The following is a 17,439-nucleotide window of genomic DNA, read 5'->3' as shown; positions in this document are numbered from 1 at the left end:
TGCGCGCCGGGTCCGTCCGCGTCGTGCCGGCGGTCAGCCGGAGACCTGACGCAGCAGCGCGTCCGCCCGCGTCGTGTCGCCGGCCTCCGCGGCGAGTTCGGCCTCGGCGAGCAGCTTCTCCCAGCCGGCGGGCGCCTGCCCGGCGGCGGCACGTTCCACGGCGGCGTCCACGGCGTTGCCGCGGCCGTCGGTGCGCAGGCCCCACCCGTACGGATAGAGGGGTTGATAGGTCGCGTCGCCGACGTTGACCGGGACCTGGGCCACCGACCGCGGCCAGCTCATCGACAGTCTGCCGGTGAAGGGCCGGCGGCCGAAGAGGACATCGGCGACGCCGGCGCCCTCGCTGCCGGGCAGCCAGGAGGCGACCAGGGCGTCGATCTCGCCGAGCTGGTCGGTGATCACCTGGGGGCGGCCGGAGACCAGCAGCACCACGCAGGCGGCGGCCGCGTCGCAGACCTTGTCGACGACGGCCTTGTCGGACGGCTGCAGGGTGAGGAGTTTCGGCTCCTTCTGCTGTGCGCTGCCCCGCGACCAGGCGGGGCTGCCGACGTCGCCGAACCCTTCGGCGTACGGGGTCTCGCCGACCACGACCACACCGATGTCGGAGGCGCCGATCGGGGCGGACGCGTCGGCGCTGTAGGTGACCGTCGCGCCGGGGGCGACCTCGCGGATGCCGTCGAGGATGGTGGCGCCGGGGACGGTGTCGCCGTTGCGGCCCTGCCAGTCGACGGTCCAGCCGCCGGCCTGGTTGCCGATGTCGTCGGCGTTGCGCCCGGCGACGTAGAGCGTGGCGTCCGGTTTCAGGGGCAGCAGGCGGTCGTCGTTCTTGAGCAGCACCTGCGACTTCGCGACGGCTTCGCGGGCCAGCGCGCGGTGCGGGGCCGTGCCGATCCCGCCGAGCGTGGCGTACGGATTCTCGAAGAGCCCGAGCTGGAACTTGACCCGCAGGATCCGCCCGGCCGCGTCGTCGATCCGGGCCACCGGGATCCGTCCGGCGCGCACCTCCTCCTTGAGGTGCTGCTGGAACTCGCGCGCGGTGGTCGGCTCCATGAACATGTCGATGCCGGCGGTGACTCCGGTCCGCACCTGCCACGCGGTGGGTTCGGGGCCGCCGGACGGGTCGGGGATCTGGTGGATGCCCTCCCAGTCGCTGATCACGAAGCCGCCGAAGCCGAGCTCCTCCTTCAGGGTGCCGGTGATCAGCTCCTGGCTGGCGTGCATCTTGACCGGGTTGCCGGGGCCGTCCTCGGTCCAGTCGACGCTGGAGTAGGACGGCATGACGCTGCGCACGCCGTGCCGGCTGACGGCCGAGACGTACGGGGCGAGGTCGATGCGGGCGAAGTCGGCCCGGCTGGTGACGGTCACACCCTGGTCGATGGCGTAACCGCTGTCGCCGGTGCCGTTCTCGGTGTCGCCGTCCCCGGCGTAGTGCTTGACCGTGGCGAGGACGTGGCCGTCGTGCAGCCCGTCGATGGCGGTGCCGAACTCGGCCACCAGGCCGGGGCTCTCGCTGAAGCTCTCGTAGGTGCGGCCCCAGCGTTCGTCGCGGGAGACGCAGACGCAGGGCGCGAAGTTCCACGGGATGCCGGTGGCCCGCATCTCCTCGGCGGTCGCCTGGTACACGCGCCTGACCAGGCCGGGGTCGCGAGTGGCGCCGAGGCCCACGTTGTGCGGGAACAGAGTGGCGCCGTGCGCGTTGCCGTGGCCGTGGACCGCGTCGATGCCGTAGAGCAGCGGGATCTTCAGCGGGGTCGCCAGCGCCGCCCGCTGCAGCGAGTTGACCATGTCGACCCAGGCTTGCGGTGTGTTGGGGCTGGGCACGGAGCCGCCGCCGGACAGGACCGAACCGAGCCGCCACTCGGTGACCCGGCCGGGTTCGCCGGCCACCTGGGTGCGTTCGGCCTGGGTCATCTGCCCGATCTTGTCGTCCAGGGTCATCCGGGACAGCAGGTCGGCGACCCGGCGTTCGACCGGCTGCCGGGCGTCGAGGTAGACGGGGTGCCCGCTGATCGTCTTCGCCGCCGGCGCCGAGACCGGGATGACGGCCAGGGTGAGCACGGCGACGGCGCCCAGCGCGGCGAGGCGGGAGCGTGGTCGCATTTCCGTACTCCTCGGTGGTCGAAAGGTGTGGCCGTCATCGGTGCGCCGGCGAGCTGTCCGGAAGGCGAACGCGGGGTTCGCGGCCACCGGCATATCGGTGACGGTAATTGTCCGGTTCCCGCCCCGCCTTGTACCGGGCTGGCGCATGCTGGGGGAACGGACTGCCGACGGAGCTGACATGGCCGTATTGCTGATCGCTGAGGACGACGAGGACATCGCCCTCGTGCTTGTCAGAGTGTTCAAGCGAACCGGAATGACGGTGCTTCGGGCATCGGACGGACGGGCAGCTTTCGAGACGATCGTCGAGCGACGGCCGGACGTTGTGCTCACCGATCTCGGCATGCCGGTGATGGACGGGTGGGAGTTGATCGAGGCGATCCGCAGTCATCCCGACGGCGACATCCGGCACATTCCCATCGCGATCCTCAGCGGCCACCTCCGTCCCGGCGACCCGCGGGCCGGATCCGCTCAGGTCTGCGCCATCCTGCTCAAGCCCTGCCCCAACGACCAACTGCTGGCGACCATGGAGGAACTGGTCACGATCGGGCCGCACGATCATGACGCGGCCGATAGCAGATGTCCTGCGGATATGCCGGTTTCGGTATGAAATAGTCTGTATTGGGTATGGGGGCGGGAAGCCCGTGACCACGGGCCTCGGTCGGAAGAATCGGGCGGGTCATGCTGGTGCTGGGCGAGGCGGCGGCCGCGCTGGACAACGGCGCGTTCCTCGGCGCGCTGCTGGAGAGCATGGACGCCGCAGTGATCGCCTGCGACCGTGACGGCCGGGTCGTCTTCGCCAACCGCGCGATGCGGGAGACCGCCGGCTTCGGACCGGACGGTCCGCTGCCACCCGATTTCGACGAGCAGGCCCACCGCCTGCTCACCACACCCGACCACCGGCCGATGTCACGCTCGGAGACGCCGCTGTTCCGCGCTCTCCACGGGGAGTACGTCGTCTCCGAGGACGTGCTGGTCCGCCGGCCCGGCCACCGCCTGCGGATCTTCAACACCAGCGCGCAACCCATCCCCGGCCCGGACGACGAGCGGCTCGGCGCGGTCGCCGTCGCCCACGAGGTCACCGCGCTGCGCCGGGTCGAGCGGTTCCGCAACTGCCACATCGCCGTCGAGCACGCCCTGAAGAAGAGCCGGACGGCCGCCGAGGCCGCGCCCGGGGTGCTCCGGGCCGTCACCGCCACGCTGGGCTGGCCGTCGGCCGAACTGTTCCTGATCGACCACGCCACCGGGATGCTCCAGTCGGTCGGGCACTGGGACTCGTCCGGCCTCGACCCCGAGGGCTTCTTCGGGCACACCCCGGTGCGCGGGCAGGCCATCACCGGCCGGGTCTGGGAGAGCGGCCAGCCCATCTGGGTGCCCGACATCGCCCTCAGCGCCGACCTGCGCACCGCCCACGAGCGCGAGCGGGTGCAGATCTGCCTGCGCCGCGGGGTCCGGACGGCGCTGGCGGTCCCGGTGCGCGACGGGGGCACCCTGCTCGGAGTGCTCACCTGTTACGCCGGCACCCAGGAGTACGAGCCCGACCTGCTCACCGTCCTGCTGGACGGGGTGGCGGCGCAGATCGGCATCTTCGTCGCCCAGCGCCGGGCCGAGGAGCTGTCCCGTCAGCTCGCCAGCGCCCAGGGCGACTTCGTCGACCTGGTCGGGCACGAGCTGCGCACCCCGCTCACCTCGATCACCGCCAACGCGACCCTGCTCGCCGAGGAGGCCGCCGGCCTGGACCCGGACGTCCGGCACATGGCCCAGGTGATCGCCCGCAACGCGGCCGTGCTGCAGCGGATCGCGGACAGCCTGCTCGACCTGGCCGGCCTCGACGGCGGGCATCTGCGGCTCGACCTCGGCGAGGTCGACCTGGCCGCGCTGCTCGCCGACGCGGTGACCGACCTGCGGCTCAAAGGCGACCGGCTCACCCTGGTCACCGAGCTGCCGGCCGAACTGCACCTGCCCGGCGACACCGGCCGGCTCCGCCAGGTCGTCGACGACCTGCTCTCCAACGCGGTCCGGTACAGCCCACCGGGCGCGCCGATCCACATCACCCTGCGCGCCGACGACACGATGGCGGACCTGTGCATCGCCGACAGCGGCATCGGCACCCCGGCGGAGGAGCAGGACCGCGTCTTCGACCGGTTCTTCCGCGGCAGCAACGTCCGCCACCACGGCACCACCGGCAGCGGGCTGGGCCTGAGTCTGGCCCGGGCGGTCATCCTGCTGCACGGCGGCAGCATCACCCTGTCCGACAACCGGCCGTCGGGCACGATCGTGTGCGTCCGGCTGCCGCTGGCCGGGCCCTGACCGGCGTCACACCGCCCGACGGCGATCGATCGCGTCCCTCGCCCGGGGCTACGCCGCCCGGCGGCGGCCGATCGCCTCCCTTGGCCGGGGCTACGCCGTGCGGCGGCGGTCGATCGCGTCCAGCAGGGCGGTGGCCCGCAGGCCCACGTTGATGCCGAGCCAGCGGGCCGGCTCCGGTTCCCACCGGCGTGAGCGGTGGTTCACCCACGGCAGGCGGGTCAGGTCGCTGTCGCGGCCCAGGATCAGATCAGCGAGGGTACGCCCACCGAGGTTCGCCGCCGCCACGCCGTCGCCCACGTAACCGCCCGCCCAGGCGACCCCGCCCCGCAGGCCGGCTGATGGCATCCAGTCGCGGGGGACGCCGAGCGGGCCACCCCAGCGGTAGGCGATCGGCGGATCGATCCCGAACAACTCGGTGATGGTCGCCCGCAACGCCTCGAACACCTCCGGCACCCGGTCGTACTCCGGCCGGATCCGCGACCCGAAGTGGTACGGCGCCCCGCGCCCGCCGAACGCGAGCCGGTCGTCGGCGGTCCGCTGGCCGTAGATCACCAGCCGCCGCTCGTCGGTGAACGTCTCCCGCCGGGCCAGCCCCACCCGCTGCCAGAACCGTTCCGGCAGCGGCTCGGTGACGATCATCAGCGAATAGACCGGGGCCAGGTCGCGCCGGTGCCCGGCCAGTCCCGCGGTGTAGCCCTCCAGCGCCCGGACCACGGTGCCGGCGCGCACCGTACCCCGGTCGGTGGTGATCCGCCCGGTCTTGATCCGCTGGACGCGGGTGCCCTCGTGGACGGTGACGCCGAGCCGCTCGACCGTCTCGGCCAGGCCACGCACCAGCTTGGCCGGGTGCAGGGCCGCGCAGTGTTCGCTGTAGAGGCCGCCGAGCACCCCGGTCGCCGCGCAGATCGCCGTCGCCTTCTCGGCGTCGATGAAGCCGGGGTCACGCTGCGCCCGGCGCAACTGAGCCGGGCCGCGGACCAGGGAGATCGTGCCGCCCTTGGCATAGTCGCAGTCGATTCCCTCGGCCGCGGCGGCGCGGCCGACCTCGTCGACGGCGTCGCCGAGCGCGCGGTGCATGGCGGCGGCCGCGTCCGGGCCGTACCGCCGGGCGAGCTTCGCCTCCGGGACCGGGAACAGGCCGGACGCCCAGCCGCCGTTGCGGCCGGAGGCGCCGAACCCGCAGTACTCCGCGTCGAGGACGACGACCCTCCGGCCCGGGTCGGCCTTGGCCAGGTAGTACGCGGTCCACAGCCCGGTGTACCCGCCGCCGGCGATGGCCACGTCGGCTTCGAGGTCTCCGGCGAGCGGCGGGCGCCTCTCGATCGGGCCCAGGCTGTCGAGCCAGAAGGAGGGGCTGTCCACCGGCTCTACCGAGTCCCCCAGGCGTAGGTCTGTTTGGCCAGACGCAGATACATGAAGGTGTCGGCGGCGCTGACGCCCTCGATCGTGCGCACCTTCTCGTTGAGGATGTCGAGTAGGTGCTCGTCGTCGGTGCAGACCAGCTCGACCAGCAGGTCGTACCGCCCGGCGCAGATCACCACGTAGTCGACCTCGGGGACCTCCGCGATCTTGTCCGCGATGGTCCGCAGGTCGCCGTTGACCCGTAGGCCGACCATGGCCTGCCGGGCGAAGCCCAGGGTGAGCGGGTCGGTGACCGCGACGATCTGCATCAGCCCGTTGTCGAGCAGCCGCTGCACGCGCTGGCGCACCGCGGCCTCCGACAGGCCGATCGTCTTCGCCAGCGTGGCGTACGACATGCGGCCATCGCGCTGCAGGTGCTCGATGATGAGTTTGTTGGTGTCGTCCAGCGTCACGTCCGTCACGGCGCGATTCTTCCCTGGAACGCTTGACGTAAGCAAAGGGGTCGCCCGTCAGGTGCGCAGCGCGCGGCGGAGGATGTCGAGGCCGCGGTGCAGGTCGGAGTCGGTGATCACCAGCGGCGGCAGGAACCGCAGCACGTTGCCGTAGGTACCGCAGGTCAGCGTGAGCAGCCCCGCCTCGTGGCAGGCCTTCGACACCGACGCTGTCCGGGTCGGATCAGGCTCGCCGTCGCCCCGGACCAGTTCGATCGCGATCATCGCCCCGCGGCCGCGCACCTCGGCGATCCCCGGGTCACCCGCGGCGATCTCCTCCAGTGCAGGCCTGAGCACCGACTCGATCCGCCGGGCCGCGGCGTTCAGGTCCAGCTCACGCATGGTCTCGATGGCGGCCAGCGCGGCCGCGCAGGCGATCGGGTTGCCGCCGTAGGTGCCGCCGAGGCCCCCGGCGTGCACCGCGTCCATCAGCTCGGCCCGCCCGGTCACCCCGGCGATCGGCAGGCCGCCGCCCATTCCCTTGGCCGTGGTGATCAGGTCGGGCTCCACGCCCTCGTCCTCGGAGGCGAACCACTGCCCGGTCCGGGCGAACCCGGTCTGGATCTCGTCGGCGATGAACACCGCGCCGTTCGCCTTCGCCCACGCGGCGATCGCCGGGAGAAAACCCTTCGCGGGTACGACGAAGCCGCCCTCGCCCTGGATCGGCTCGATCAGCACGGCCGCCACGTTGGACCCGCCGACCTGCTTCTCGATCACGTCGATCGCCCGGCGGGCCGCTTCCGCGCCGCTCAGCCCGCCGTCGCGCAGCGGGTACGACATCGGCGCCCGGTAGACCTCCGGAGCGAACGGGCCGAACCGGTGCTTGTACGGCATGTTCTTCGCGGTCAGCGCCATCGTCAGGTTGGTCCGGCCGTGGTAGGCGTGGTCGAACACCACGACGGCGGGCCGCCCGGTCGCGTGCCGGGCGATCTTGACGGCGTTCTCCACCGCCTCGGCGCCGGAGTTGAACAGCGCCGCCCGTTTCTCGAACGTGCCCGGCGTCAGCTCGATCAGCTGCTCGCAGACCGCCACGTAGGACTCGTAGGGCGCCACCATGAAGCAGGTGTGGGTGAAGCGCTCGGCCTGCCGGTGGATCGCCTCGACCACCCGGGGCGCGGCGTTGCCCACGTTGGTGACCGCGATCCCGGAGGCGAAGTCGATCCACTCCCGGCCGTCGACGTCGGTGATCGTGCCTCCGCCGGCGTGGTCGACGTAGGCGTTCACCACCGAGCCGACGCCCTTGGCGACCGCCGACAGCCGGCGCTTGTGCAGATCCGCAGACAGGCTCACGTCAGGCCCCCACGTTGTGCATGACGTGTTTGATGCGGGTGTAGTCCTCGAACCCGTACACCGACAGGTCCTTGCCGTGCCCGGAGTGCTTGAAGCCGCCGTGCGGCATCTCGGCGACCAGCGGGATGTGGCAGTTGACCCACACGCAGCCGAAGTCGAGGCGCTGCGTCATCCGCATCGCCCGGCCGTGGTCGGAGGTCCAGACGCTGGAGGCCAGGGCGTACTCCACGCCGTTGGCGTAGGCGACCGCCTCGTCCTCGCCGTCGAACCTCTGCACGGTGATAACCGGGCCGAACACCTCGTTCTGGATGATCTCGTCGTCCTGCCGGAGGCCGGAGACGACCGTCGGCGCGTAGAAGAAGCCGCGGTCGCCGACCCGCGCGCCGCCGGCCCGCAGCGTCGCGTGGTCGGGCAGCCGGTCGATGAAACCGCTGACCCGGGCCAGCTGGTTCGCGTTGTTGACCGGGCCGTAGAGCACGTCCTCGTCGTCCGGCGGGCCGGTCCTGATCCCACGGGCCTGCGCGGCGAGCGCGGCCACGAAGTCGTCGTGGATGCCGGGGGCGACCAGCACCCGGGTGGCGGCGGTGCAGTCCTGGCCGGCGTTGAAGTAGCCCGCCTCGGCGATCGCCGAGGCGGCCGCCTCCACGTCGGCGTCGTCGAAGACCACGACCGGGGCCTTGCCACCCAGTTCGAGGTGGGTGCGCTTGAGGTCGGCGGCGGCGCTGCCGGCCACCTCCATGCCGGCCCGCACCGAGCCGGTGATCGACACCATCTGCGGGGTCCGGTGGGTGACCAGGGCGCGCCCGGTGTCGCGGTCGCCGAGGACCACGTTGAAGAGACCGGCCGGCAGGAACTCGGCGGCGATCTCAGCGAGCAGCACGCTGGTGACCGGGGTCGTGTCGGACGGCTTGAGCACCACGGCGTTGCCCGCCGCGAGCGCCGGTGCGATCTTCCACATCGCCATCAGCAGTGGATAGTTCCACGGGGTGACCTGGGCGCAGACGCCGATCGGCTCGCGCCGCACATAACTTTCGAAGCCGTTCATGTACTGCCCGGCGGAGCGGCCCTCCAGCACGCGGGCGGCGCCGGCGAAGAACCGCAGGTGGTCGATGGCCGGCGGCAGCTCCTCGCTGGCGGTCAGGCCCAGCGGCTTGCCGGTGTTCCGCGATTCGGCGGCGACTAGCTCGTCGGAGCGGGCCTCGATCGCGTCGGCGAACTTCAGCAGCGCCCGCTGCCGCTCGCCGGGGGTGGTGTCACGCCACTGCGCGAACGCCGCCGACGCGGCCGTCATGGCCCGGTCGACGTCCTCGGCCCCGGACACCGGCGCCGAGGCGAAGACCTCGCCGGTGGACGGGTCGATGAGGTCCTCGTACCGCCCCTCGACGGGCGCGACGGCCTCGCCCCCGATGAGGTTGTGCAGTACCGACTTGGCGGTCATCCGGCCTCCAGATGTGGTATCAGCGCGATCGGCCCCATCTTTTCCGCTGAATCCGTTGTGAACAAGAGTGCACAGCTATATTTCCGCACGAAAACAGGGGCCGGCGTGAGGTTGCCGTCGAACGGTGACGGCCGGCGGTCAACCCGGGCGGCGCACCGCCAGAACCGCGACATCGTCGGTCGGCGACTCGTCCGACACCTCCGCCATGACGGTAGCGCAGACCTCCTCCGCCGTGCCGGCCCGAACCGTGGCGATCAGCCGGTCCAGACCGTCGTCGATCACCTCCCCGCGTCGCTCCACCAGACCGTCGGTGTAACAGAACAGCACCGCGCCGGGCAGCAACGTCAGCGCGGTGCTGCGCCGGGGCGCACCCGGGCGAGCCAGCCCGAGCGGTGGGTCCACCGGAATCCCGGCCAGCACGGCCGGGCGGCCGGGCGCGGCCAGGATCGGGCGCAGATGGCCCGCGGACGACACCAGCACCCGGTCGCGGCCCGGGCTCACCATCGCGTAGAGCGCGGTGGTGAGGCTGCCCGCCTCGAAAGCGTGCACCTTACGGTTCAGCAGAGTGAGCGCTTCGGCCGGATCGTCGCAGATCAGGGCGTACGCCCGGAGCGCGCTGCGGATCCTGCCCATCACCACGGCCGAGGCCAGCCCGTGCCCGGAGACGTCGCCGATCACCACGCCCAGCCAGCCGGACGGCAGGGTGAAGACGTCGTACCAGTCGCCGCCGATGCCGAACGCGTGCCCGGGCACATAGCGGGCGGCCAGGTCGACGCCGGGCACCTCGGGCAGCCGGGCCGGCAACAGGCTGCGCTGCAGCGCCAGCGCGGCCGTCTGGTCGATCTTCGCCGACCGGATCCGGCCGGCCACCGCGGCCCGGTCGGCCACCAACTCCAGCAGTTTGACGTCGTCGCCGTCGAACTCGCGGCGGCTCAGTGAGCCGACGTGCAGCACCCCGACCAGGTCGGTCCCGGCCATGATCGGTACGCCCAGCAGCGACCGGATGCCCTTCTCCAGCAGTATCGGGTTGATCACGTCGGCGCCGGTGACGTCGGCGATCCAGGCCGGGCGCCGGGTCGCGGCGATCCGCCCGGCGAAACCCCGTCCGACCGCCACGCGGAACCCGGCCCGCACCTCCTCCTCCAGACCCTTCGCGGCGGTGGCGACCAACTGCCGGGCGTGCTCGTCGAGCAGCAGGATCGCCGCGGTGTCGACGTCCAGCAGATCGCGCACCCGGTCCAGCAGCTCATCGAGGAGATCGGAGACGTCGAGCCGGGACAGCGTCGCATCGGTGACCGCTTCGAGCCTGCGCAGCCGCTCGTCGTCGTTGATGCGTGAGGGCACAGCAGCAGCCTAGTGTCTGCGTGGCCGCTCACGAATCAGCCCGGCGCACCTCCACCGGGGTCGACAGGACTCGGCCGGAGCCGGCCGGGCGCGCCGGGCCGGTCAGCTCGACCACCGCCTCGCACGGCAGGTCGGCGGCCGAGGTGCCGGCGAGGATCCGCAGCTCACCGGGCTCGACGAAGCGCCGCAGGTCGCGGCCGGTGAAAGCCGTCCGGTCGGTGTGCACCCGGAACGTGACGTCCGCGGCGGCGCCGGCGTCCAGCTCGACGCGCCGGAACCCGACAAGCTGAATCACTGGACGGGTGACCTCCGCGACCGGGTCGGACAGATAGAGCTGGACCACCTCGGAGCCGGCCCGGTCGCCGGTGTTGCGGACCCGCACCGTCGCGGTGAACTCGCCGTCGGTGGGCACCCGGGTCTGTGGGATCCGCAGATCGCCCACCGTGAACGTGGTGTACGAGCGGCCGTGGCCGAACGCGAACAACGGGGTGGGGTCGAGGTTGCTGGTGCCGGTGTGCACCGCACCGAGCCGGGGCTGGAGGTACGTGCCGGGCTGACCGCCCGGGTCCCTCGGGATCTGCACCGGCAGCCGGCCGCCGGGCTGGACCCGGCCGGACAGCACTCCGGCGAGCGCCGGCCCGCCCTCCTCGCCGGGCATGAACGCCTGCACCAGGGCGGCGGCCCGGCCGGCCACCTCACCCAGCGCGTACGGCCGGCCGGAGACCACCACCACCACCACCGGAGTGCCGGTCGCCAGCAGCGCGTCGAGCAGCTCCGCCTGCACACCCGGCAGGCGCAGGTCGGCGGCGTCGCAGCCCTCACCGGAGGTGCCGTTGCCGAACAGGCCGGCCAGGTCGCCGACGAACGCCAGGCACACGTCGGCGCCGGCGGCCGCGGCGACCGCCGCGGGGATCCCGGAACGGTCGGCGCCGTCGACGGCGCAACCGGGGGCGTACCCGATCTCGGCGCCCGGCAACTCGGCGCGCAGCGCCTCGACCGCCGTGGGCAGCTCGATCTCGGGCTTGACCCCCGGGTACCGGGGGAGCACGTGGTTGGGGAACGCGTAGCAGCCCAGGAAGGTGCGGGCGTCGTCGGCGCACGGCCCGACCACCGCGATCCGGCCGGTGCCGGCCAGCGGCAGCGCCGAACCGGGGTCGAGCAGCACGATCGAGCGCTCCGCGATCTCGGCGGCGAGCGCCCGGTTGGCGGGGGAGTCGAGCAGCACCTCGTCGGCGCCGGCCACCGAGGCCTCCGGGGTCCACTCCGGATCGAGCAGGCCCAGTTCCGCCTTCTGCGTGAGCACCCGGCGGGCCGCGCGGTCCACCAGGGACTCGGCGACCTCGCCGGCGCGGACCCGGCCGACCAGCTCGGCGCCGTACCCGATGGTGTCCGGAAGCTCCACGTCGATGCCGGCGGCCAGCGCGCGGGCGCCGGCGCCGCCGCTGTCCGCGGCCATGCCGTGCATGCTCGCCAGGAACGGGACCGACCAATAGTCGGAGACGACCGTGCCGGTGAAGCCCCACTCGTCGCGCAGCAGCTCGGTGAGCAGCCAGGGGTCGGCGCCGGCCGGCACCCCGTCGACGTCGGCGTAGGAGTTCATCACCGAACCGGCGCCGCCCTCACGGACCGCGGCCTCGAACGGCGGCAGGATCACGTCGAGCAACTCGCGGCGGCCCATCGGCACCGGCCCGTGGTTGCGGGCGCCGCGCGAGGCGGAGTAACCCGCGAAATGCTTGAGGGTGGCGATCACCCCGGCGCTCTGCAGCCCGCGGACGTACGCCGCCCCGACCGCGCCGACCAGATAGGGGTCCTCGCCGATGGACTCCTCGACCCGGCCCCACCGGTAGTCGCGGACCACGTCGAGCACCGGAGCGAGCGCCTGGTGCACGCCGAGCGCGGCCATGTCGCGCCCGATGGCGGTGGCCATCCGCTCGATCAGCTCGGGGTCGAAGGTCGCGCCCCAGGCGATCGCGGACGGGTAGACCGTCGCGCCGTGCATGGTGAACCCGGTCAGGCACTCCTCGTGCACCACCGCCGGGATGCCCAGCCGGGACGAGGCCATCACGATGCGCTGCTGGCGCACCAGCTCGGCGGTGCCCTCGGAGACGGTGATCGGGTAGCTGCCGTAGATCCGGGTGAGCTGACCGAGCCCGTGGCGGCTGGCGTCCTCCAGTGCCGGGCCGCCGCTGAACTCGTGCTCCATCGGGGCGACCGCGTGGTCGGTCTCCGGTTCGGGGCCGGCCGGGCCGGTGGCGCCCTTGTCCTTTCCGAGCCATCTGCTGCCCAACTGGGCGGCCTTCTCCTCCAGCGTCATGGCGGCGAGCAGGGCCTCCACGCGGGCGGCGACCGGCAGCGCCGGGTCCTGCCAGGGCTGATTGATCAACGAAACCTCCGAAACTTTCGGTACCGCTGGGCGGCGGGCCGGCGGGCCGCGCCGGACGGTGACGCGCCCACCGGCCCCGCTAACTCTGGCGCTCCGGGCACGGTTCAGGCAAGAGTCTTGACACTCCTCACGGCGAAACCCTACGTTAACGAAACCTCGCGTTAATTTGCGGCTGTCACTCGAAAGTTCCGGAAAGTTCCGGAACTCGAGGGTGGCGGCCATCGCCATATCGCCCAGCCGCCCCACCGCGGCTGCTTCGAGTACGGAGACCAGCGTGAAGCGCAGAAACTTCCTCAGCCTTTCGGCGGGCGCCGCGGCCGGCGCGGCCCTGACCGCGTGTGGCAGTTCCGGGCCCAAGGAGAAGGACACCGGTGGTACTGCCGCCAAGGGCGGAGCCACGTACTGGTCGCTCAGCGGCCTGCCGGGTGAGCCGATCCGCAAGGCGGCCGTCGACCGGTTCAACAAGGCCAACCCCGACACCAAGATCGCCGGGGAGTTCTTCCAGAACGACGCCTACAAGGCGAAGATCAAGACCTCGATCGGCGCCGGCCAGGGCCCCACGATGATCTGGGGGTGGGGCGGCGGCGGCCTGAAGAGCTGGGTGGACGCGGGCCAGGTCGAGGACCTGACCGACTGGCTCGCCAAGAACGCCGCCGTCAAGGACAAGATCCTGCCGTCGTCGTTCGGCGCGGGCACGGTCAACGGCAAGGTCTACGCGATGCCCGTCGAGACCGTGCAGCCGATCGTCCTCTTCTACAACAAGAAGGTCTTCGACCAGGTCGGCGTGCAGCCCCCGCAGACGTACGGCGACATCCTCGACCTCATCCCGAAGTTCAACGCCAAGGGCATCGCGCCGTTCTCGCTCGCCGGACAGTCCCGGTGGACCAACATGATGTGGCTCGAGTTCATGCTCGACCGCCAGGCCGGCTCCGAGGTGTTCGACAACGTCTTCGCCGGCAAGGCGAACGCCTGGTCGGACCCGGCCGTCCTGGACATGCTGACCAAGATCCAGGACCTGGTGAAGATGAACGCCTTCCAGCGGGGCTTCTCCTCCACCGCCGCGGACGCCAACGCCGACCAGGCGCTGCTCTACACCGGCAAGGCCGCGATGATGCTGCACGGCACCTGGTCGTACGGGATCCAGAAGGCCAACGGCGGCAAGTTCGTCGCCGACGGCGGCCTGGGCTGGATGAACTTCCCGCCGATCGACGGCGGCAAGGGCGACGAGAGCAACACCGTCGGCAACCCCGGCCAGTACCTCTCGATCTCCTCCAAGGCGACCCCTGAGGCCAAGGAGACGGCGAAGAAGTTCTTCGCCACCACCCTGGTCGACGAGGAGGAGAAGGCGGGCTGGGTCAAGTCCGGCGGCGTGCCGGTTCTGAAGAACAGCGACAGCCTCTTCACCGGCGACGAGGCGCAGTTCCTCAAGGACGTGTCCGCCATCGCGTCCGGTGCGAAGACCTTCGCGCAGTCATGGGACCAGGCGCTGAGCCCGACCGCCGCCGAGACGCTGCTGAACAACATCGCCAACCTGTTCCAGCAGAAGATGAGCCCGCAGGAGTGGGTGGACAGCATGAACGGGGTCATCGGCAAATGACGATGCTCGCTCCGCCCGCCGCACGGGTGCAGGAGCCCACCAGATCCGGCGGCGGGCGGGGCGGCTCCGTCGTGTGGATGGTTCTGCCCGCCTTCGGCATGTTCGTGTTCTTCGGGATCATCCCGCTGCTCGGGGTGCTCGCGCTCAGCTTCACCACCTGGAACGGCTACAACGAGATCGTGCCCTCCGGCCTGGACAGCTGGCGCGCGGCCCTCACCGATCCCGGCCTGCCGAACTCGCTGTGGGTCACCTTCCTGATCATGGCACTGTCCTGGCTGGTGCAGACGCCGCTCTCGATCCTGCTCGGCACGTTCATGGCCCGTCAGAGCCGCTACCGCGGCTTCCTCGCGGTGTTCTACTTCATCCCGCTGCTGCTCAGCTCCGCCGCCATCGCGATCACCTACAAGGCTCTGCTGGACCCCAACTTCGGGCTCGGCGCGGGCCTCGGGATCGACGCGCTCAACCAGGACTGGCTGGGCCAGGCCAACCTGGCCATCGGAGTGCTGATCTTCGTGGTCTCCTGGCAGTACATCCCGTTCCACTCGCTGATCTACCAGGGCGCGGTCCGGCAGATCCCGAAATCGATGTACGAGGCCTCGCAGATCGACGGGGCCGGCCGGGTCCGGCAGTTCTTCAGCATCACCCTGCCGCAGATCAAGTTCACGATCATCACATCGTCGACTCTGATGGTGGTGGGCTCGCTGACCTTCTTCGACCTCATCTACGTGCTCACCGCCGGCGGTCCCGGCGACGCCACCCGCGCCCTCGCGCTGCAGATGTACCGGCTCGGCTTCCAGGCCGACCTGATGGGCCCGGCCAGCGCGATAGCCGTGATCCTGGTCCTGGTCGGACTCGGCCTCTCGCTGCTGTTGCGGCGGATCGGCGGCCGGGCCGACGACAGCCAGATGGAAGGAGCCTGAGGTGGCAACCATGACTCCCGCCCCGGCGGGGACCGAGGCGAGCCGCCGGCCCTCGCCCCACGGCCACCGGAAACCCCGGGCGCGCCGGCTGCACCAACTCAACTGGGTCGGCGGCAGCCTCGGCTGGATCTGGCTGATCGTGGTGATGCTGCCGATCTACTGGGTCGTCATCACCAGCTTCAAGACGCAGGCGAACTACTTCATCACCAACCCCCTCAAGCCACCGACCGAGTTCACCTTCGAGAACTACCAGGTGGTCATCGAGAGCAACTTCGCCCTGTACTTCATGAACAGCGTCTTCGTCACCGCCGGTGCGGTGATCCCGGCTACGTTGATCTCGTTCATGGCCGCCTACGCGATCGTGCGCGGTGTCGGCAGCCGGTTCCTCAAGCTGGCCAACGGGGTGTTCCTGATGGGTCTGGCGATCCCGCTCCAGGCGGTGATCATCCCGGTCTATCTGATCATCATCCGGCTGCAGATGTACGACACGCTCGGGGCCATCATCCTGCCGTCGATCGCGTTCGCCATCCCGTTGTCGGTGCTGGTGCTGTCGAACTTCATCCGGGACGTCCCGAAGGAACTCTTCGAATCGATGCGGATGGACGGCGCCACCGAGTGGGGCACCATGTGGCGGCTGGCCTTCCCGCTGGTCCGGCCCGCGCTCGTCACCGTGGTGATCTACAACGCGGTGGGCATCTGGAACGGTTTCCTGCTGCCGCTGATCCTCACCGAGGGCACCGAGCAGAGCACCATCCCGCTCGCGCTCGCGACGTTCTCCAGCGAGTTCGGAGTGAACGTGCCGGCGGTCGCCGCGTCGGTGACGCTCACCACGGTCCCGATCGTGCTGCTCTACGCGATCGGCCGACGGCAGCTGGTCAGCGGCCTGACCGCCGGTTTCGGCAGGTAGCACGCAGTCCGTGACGACGATGGCCCGCCCGGTTCCGGACCGTGGCGGGCCGTCCGAACTCTGTTACAGCGGGAGGTCGGCGGTGCTCTCCCGGATCATCAGCTTGGTGACCAGCTCCACCCGCGGGGTCTCGATGGTCTCGCCGCGCGACAACCGCAACACCGTCCGCGCGGCGAGGCCACCCATCTCGGCGAGCGGCTGCCGCACCGTCGTCAGCGGCGGCGACGACCACCGCGACTCCGGCAGATCGTCGAACCCCACCACGCTGAGCTGGTCGGGCACCCGCAGCCCGCGCCGCCGCGCCGCCTCGCACACGCCCAGCGCCATCAGGTCGCTGGAGGCGAACACCGCCGTCGGCCGGTCGGCCAGATCGAGCAGCCGGTTGCCGGCCACGAACCCCGACTCGTGCCGGAAGTCGCCGGTGACGATCAGCTCCTCGTCGACGTGCGCCCCCGCGGCCTCCATCGCCGCCCGGAAACCGTCGAGCCGGGCCCGGCTGCACAACAGCTCCCGCGGCCCCGCCACGAACCCGATCCGCCGGTGCCCCAGCGACAGCAGATGGTCGGTCGCGGTGCGCCCGCCCGACCAGTTCGTCGCCCCGATCGTCGGCACGTCCGCCGCCACGCCGCCGGCCGGATCGATGATCACCACCGGCACCTTCAGCCGGTGCAGCTCACTGTGGATCGGCTCGGCCACGTCGGAGGTCACGAAGATCACGCCGTCGGAGGCGCGGGCCCGCAGGTTCTGCAGCCACTGGCGGGTGGCGCTGCTGCGCCGATGCACCTGCGACACCACCGTCCCGACGCCGGCCGTGTGCGTCACATCCTCGACGCCGCGGATCAGCTCCAGCGCCCACGGACTGTCCAGGTCGTTGAAAACCAGGTCGACCAGGCGGGCCCGGCCCGGGTGCCGAGAGTTGCGAGGCCGGTAGTCATGCTCCCGCAGCAGTCGCTCGATCAGCTCACGGGTGCTCGGCGACACGTCGGAACGCCCATTGAGCACTCGTGACACCGTTGGAACCGACACGCCCGCCGCTTCAGCGATCGCGGCGATCGTCACTCTTCCCCTGCCAGGTGCCACGGGGTGCTCCTTACCGCCGGCCCTTCTCGGCTGGAACTTTCGGAAACCGGCACCGGAATTCTGCCATGCCTGGACCGAACGAGAAACGCCTGGTCGGGCTGGAACCGCTCCCAAGTGGATTTCCGTCAGCGGAACGGCATTTCCGGCGCTCCGCCTCCGTGGCCGGGCGCCGGGCCGGCGGCCGGGCGCCGAACCGGCAGGAGACCAGCGGGGGGGTGTC

Annotated in this window: 13 protein-coding genes; 5 read left to right on the top strand and 8 right to left on the bottom strand. The window is 71.3% G+C overall.

Going from position 1 to position 17,439, the window contains the following annotated elements; genetic code table 11:
- Positions 1-33: 33 nt before the first annotated feature.
- Complete coding sequence (locus tag QLQ12_RS19835; protein ID WP_282761696.1) at positions 34-2,100, bottom strand: glycoside hydrolase family 3 protein; 2,067 nt, start codon at positions 2,098-2,100, stop codon at positions 34-36.
- Positions 2,101-2,278: 178 nt separating this feature from the next.
- Between QLQ12_RS19835 and QLQ12_RS19830 the strand changes: the two genes are divergently transcribed.
- Both QLQ12_RS19830 and QLQ12_RS19825 read left to right on the top strand, forming a co-directional pair.
- Positions 2,279-2,707, top strand: a complete 429-nt coding sequence (locus QLQ12_RS19830) for a response regulator (RefSeq protein WP_282761695.1) — start codon at positions 2,279-2,281, stop codon at positions 2,705-2,707.
- A 71-nt stretch (positions 2,708-2,778) separates the two neighbouring features.
- Positions 2,779-4,407 (top strand): sensor histidine kinase, encoded by a 1,629-nt coding sequence (locus QLQ12_RS19825; RefSeq protein WP_282761694.1) that lies wholly within the window; start codon positions 2,779-2,781, stop codon positions 4,405-4,407.
- Positions 4,408-4,497: 90 nt separating this feature from the next.
- Here QLQ12_RS19825 and QLQ12_RS19820 read toward each other — a convergent pair whose 3' ends face one another.
- The 6 genes from QLQ12_RS19820 to QLQ12_RS19795 all read right to left on the bottom strand — a co-directional run bounded on the left by QLQ12_RS19820 (position 4,498) and on the right by QLQ12_RS19795 (position 12,715).
- Entirely contained in the window at positions 4,498-5,769 is a 1,272-nt protein-coding gene (locus tag QLQ12_RS19820) for an NAD(P)/FAD-dependent oxidoreductase (RefSeq protein WP_282761693.1), read from the bottom strand.
- 5 nt (positions 5,770-5,774) lie between these two features.
- Entirely contained in the window at positions 5,775-6,230 is a 456-nt protein-coding gene (locus QLQ12_RS19815; protein ID WP_282761692.1) for an Lrp/AsnC family transcriptional regulator, read from the bottom strand.
- A gap of 48 nt (positions 6,231-6,278) precedes the next feature.
- Positions 6,279-7,550, bottom strand: coding sequence for a 4-aminobutyrate--2-oxoglutarate transaminase (gene gabT, locus QLQ12_RS19810; protein WP_282761691.1), 1,272 nt, complete (start codon positions 7,548-7,550; stop codon positions 6,279-6,281).
- 1 nt (position 7,551) lies between these two features.
- On the bottom strand, positions 7,552-8,988 hold the full coding sequence (locus tag QLQ12_RS19805; RefSeq protein WP_282761690.1) for a gamma-aminobutyraldehyde dehydrogenase: 1,437 nt from the start codon (positions 8,986-8,988) through the stop codon (positions 7,552-7,554).
- Between the two features lie 138 nt (positions 8,989-9,126).
- Positions 9,127-10,332, bottom strand: coding sequence for a PP2C family protein-serine/threonine phosphatase (locus tag QLQ12_RS19800; RefSeq protein WP_282761689.1), 1,206 nt, complete (start codon positions 10,330-10,332; stop codon positions 9,127-9,129).
- 28 nt (positions 10,333-10,360) lie between these two features.
- Complete coding sequence (locus QLQ12_RS19795; protein WP_328518292.1) at positions 10,361-12,715, bottom strand: glycoside hydrolase family 3 N-terminal domain-containing protein; 2,355 nt, start codon at positions 12,713-12,715, stop codon at positions 10,361-10,363.
- A 274-nt stretch (positions 12,716-12,989) separates the two neighbouring features.
- Between QLQ12_RS19795 and QLQ12_RS19790 the strand changes: the two genes are divergently transcribed.
- The 3 genes from QLQ12_RS19790 to QLQ12_RS19780 are packed head-to-tail and all read left to right on the top strand — an operon-like array spanning position 12,990 to position 16,139.
- Complete coding sequence (locus QLQ12_RS19790; RefSeq protein ID WP_282761688.1) at positions 12,990-14,312, top strand: extracellular solute-binding protein; 1,323 nt, start codon at positions 12,990-12,992, stop codon at positions 14,310-14,312.
- The gene (locus QLQ12_RS19785) at positions 14,309-15,232 is read left to right on the top strand and encodes a carbohydrate ABC transporter permease (protein WP_282761687.1); all 924 of its coding nucleotides are present in this window, start codon (positions 14,309-14,311) and stop codon (positions 15,230-15,232) included. Before QLQ12_RS19790 ends, QLQ12_RS19785 begins: the two co-directional genes overlap by 4 nt.
- A 10-nt stretch (positions 15,233-15,242) precedes the next feature.
- A complete protein-coding gene (locus tag QLQ12_RS19780) occupies positions 15,243-16,139 on the top strand; it encodes a carbohydrate ABC transporter permease (protein ID WP_282761787.1) in 897 nt (298 codons plus the stop codon).
- Between the two features lie 63 nt (positions 16,140-16,202).
- Here the strand turns inward: QLQ12_RS19780 and QLQ12_RS19775 are convergent, their stop codons facing one another.
- On the bottom strand, positions 16,203-17,219 hold the full coding sequence (locus QLQ12_RS19775) for a LacI family DNA-binding transcriptional regulator (protein ID WP_282761686.1): 1,017 nt from the start codon (positions 17,217-17,219) through the stop codon (positions 16,203-16,205).
- Between the last annotated feature and the right edge of the window lie 220 nt (positions 17,220-17,439).

The sequence above is a fragment of the Actinoplanes sandaracinus genome, assembly GCF_030009775.1.
Classification (GTDB): domain Bacteria; phylum Actinomycetota; class Actinomycetes; order Mycobacteriales; family Micromonosporaceae; genus Actinoplanes; species Actinoplanes sandaracinus.
The sequence above is the reverse complement of the archived record's forward strand: the minus strand, read 5'-3'. Positions and strand labels throughout refer to the sequence as shown.

Coding starts and splice junctions, on each gene's coding strand:
- QLQ12_RS19835 (WP_282761696.1), bottom strand. CDS start 2,100: ATGCGACCACGCTCCCGCCTCGCCGCGCTGGGCGCCGTCGCCGTGCTC.
- QLQ12_RS19830 (WP_282761695.1), top strand. CDS start 2,279: ATGGCCGTATTGCTGATCGCTGAGGACGACGAGGACATCGCCCTCGTG.
- QLQ12_RS19825 (WP_282761694.1), top strand. CDS start 2,779: ATGCTGGTGCTGGGCGAGGCGGCGGCCGCGCTGGACAACGGCGCGTTC.
- QLQ12_RS19805 (WP_282761690.1), bottom strand. CDS start 8,988: ATGACCGCCAAGTCGGTACTGCACAACCTCATCGGGGGCGAGGCCGTC.
- QLQ12_RS19785 (WP_282761687.1), top strand. CDS start 14,309: ATGACGATGCTCGCTCCGCCCGCCGCACGGGTGCAGGAGCCCACCAGA.
- QLQ12_RS19780 (WP_282761787.1), top strand. CDS start 15,243: ATGACTCCCGCCCCGGCGGGGACCGAGGCGAGCCGCCGGCCCTCGCCC.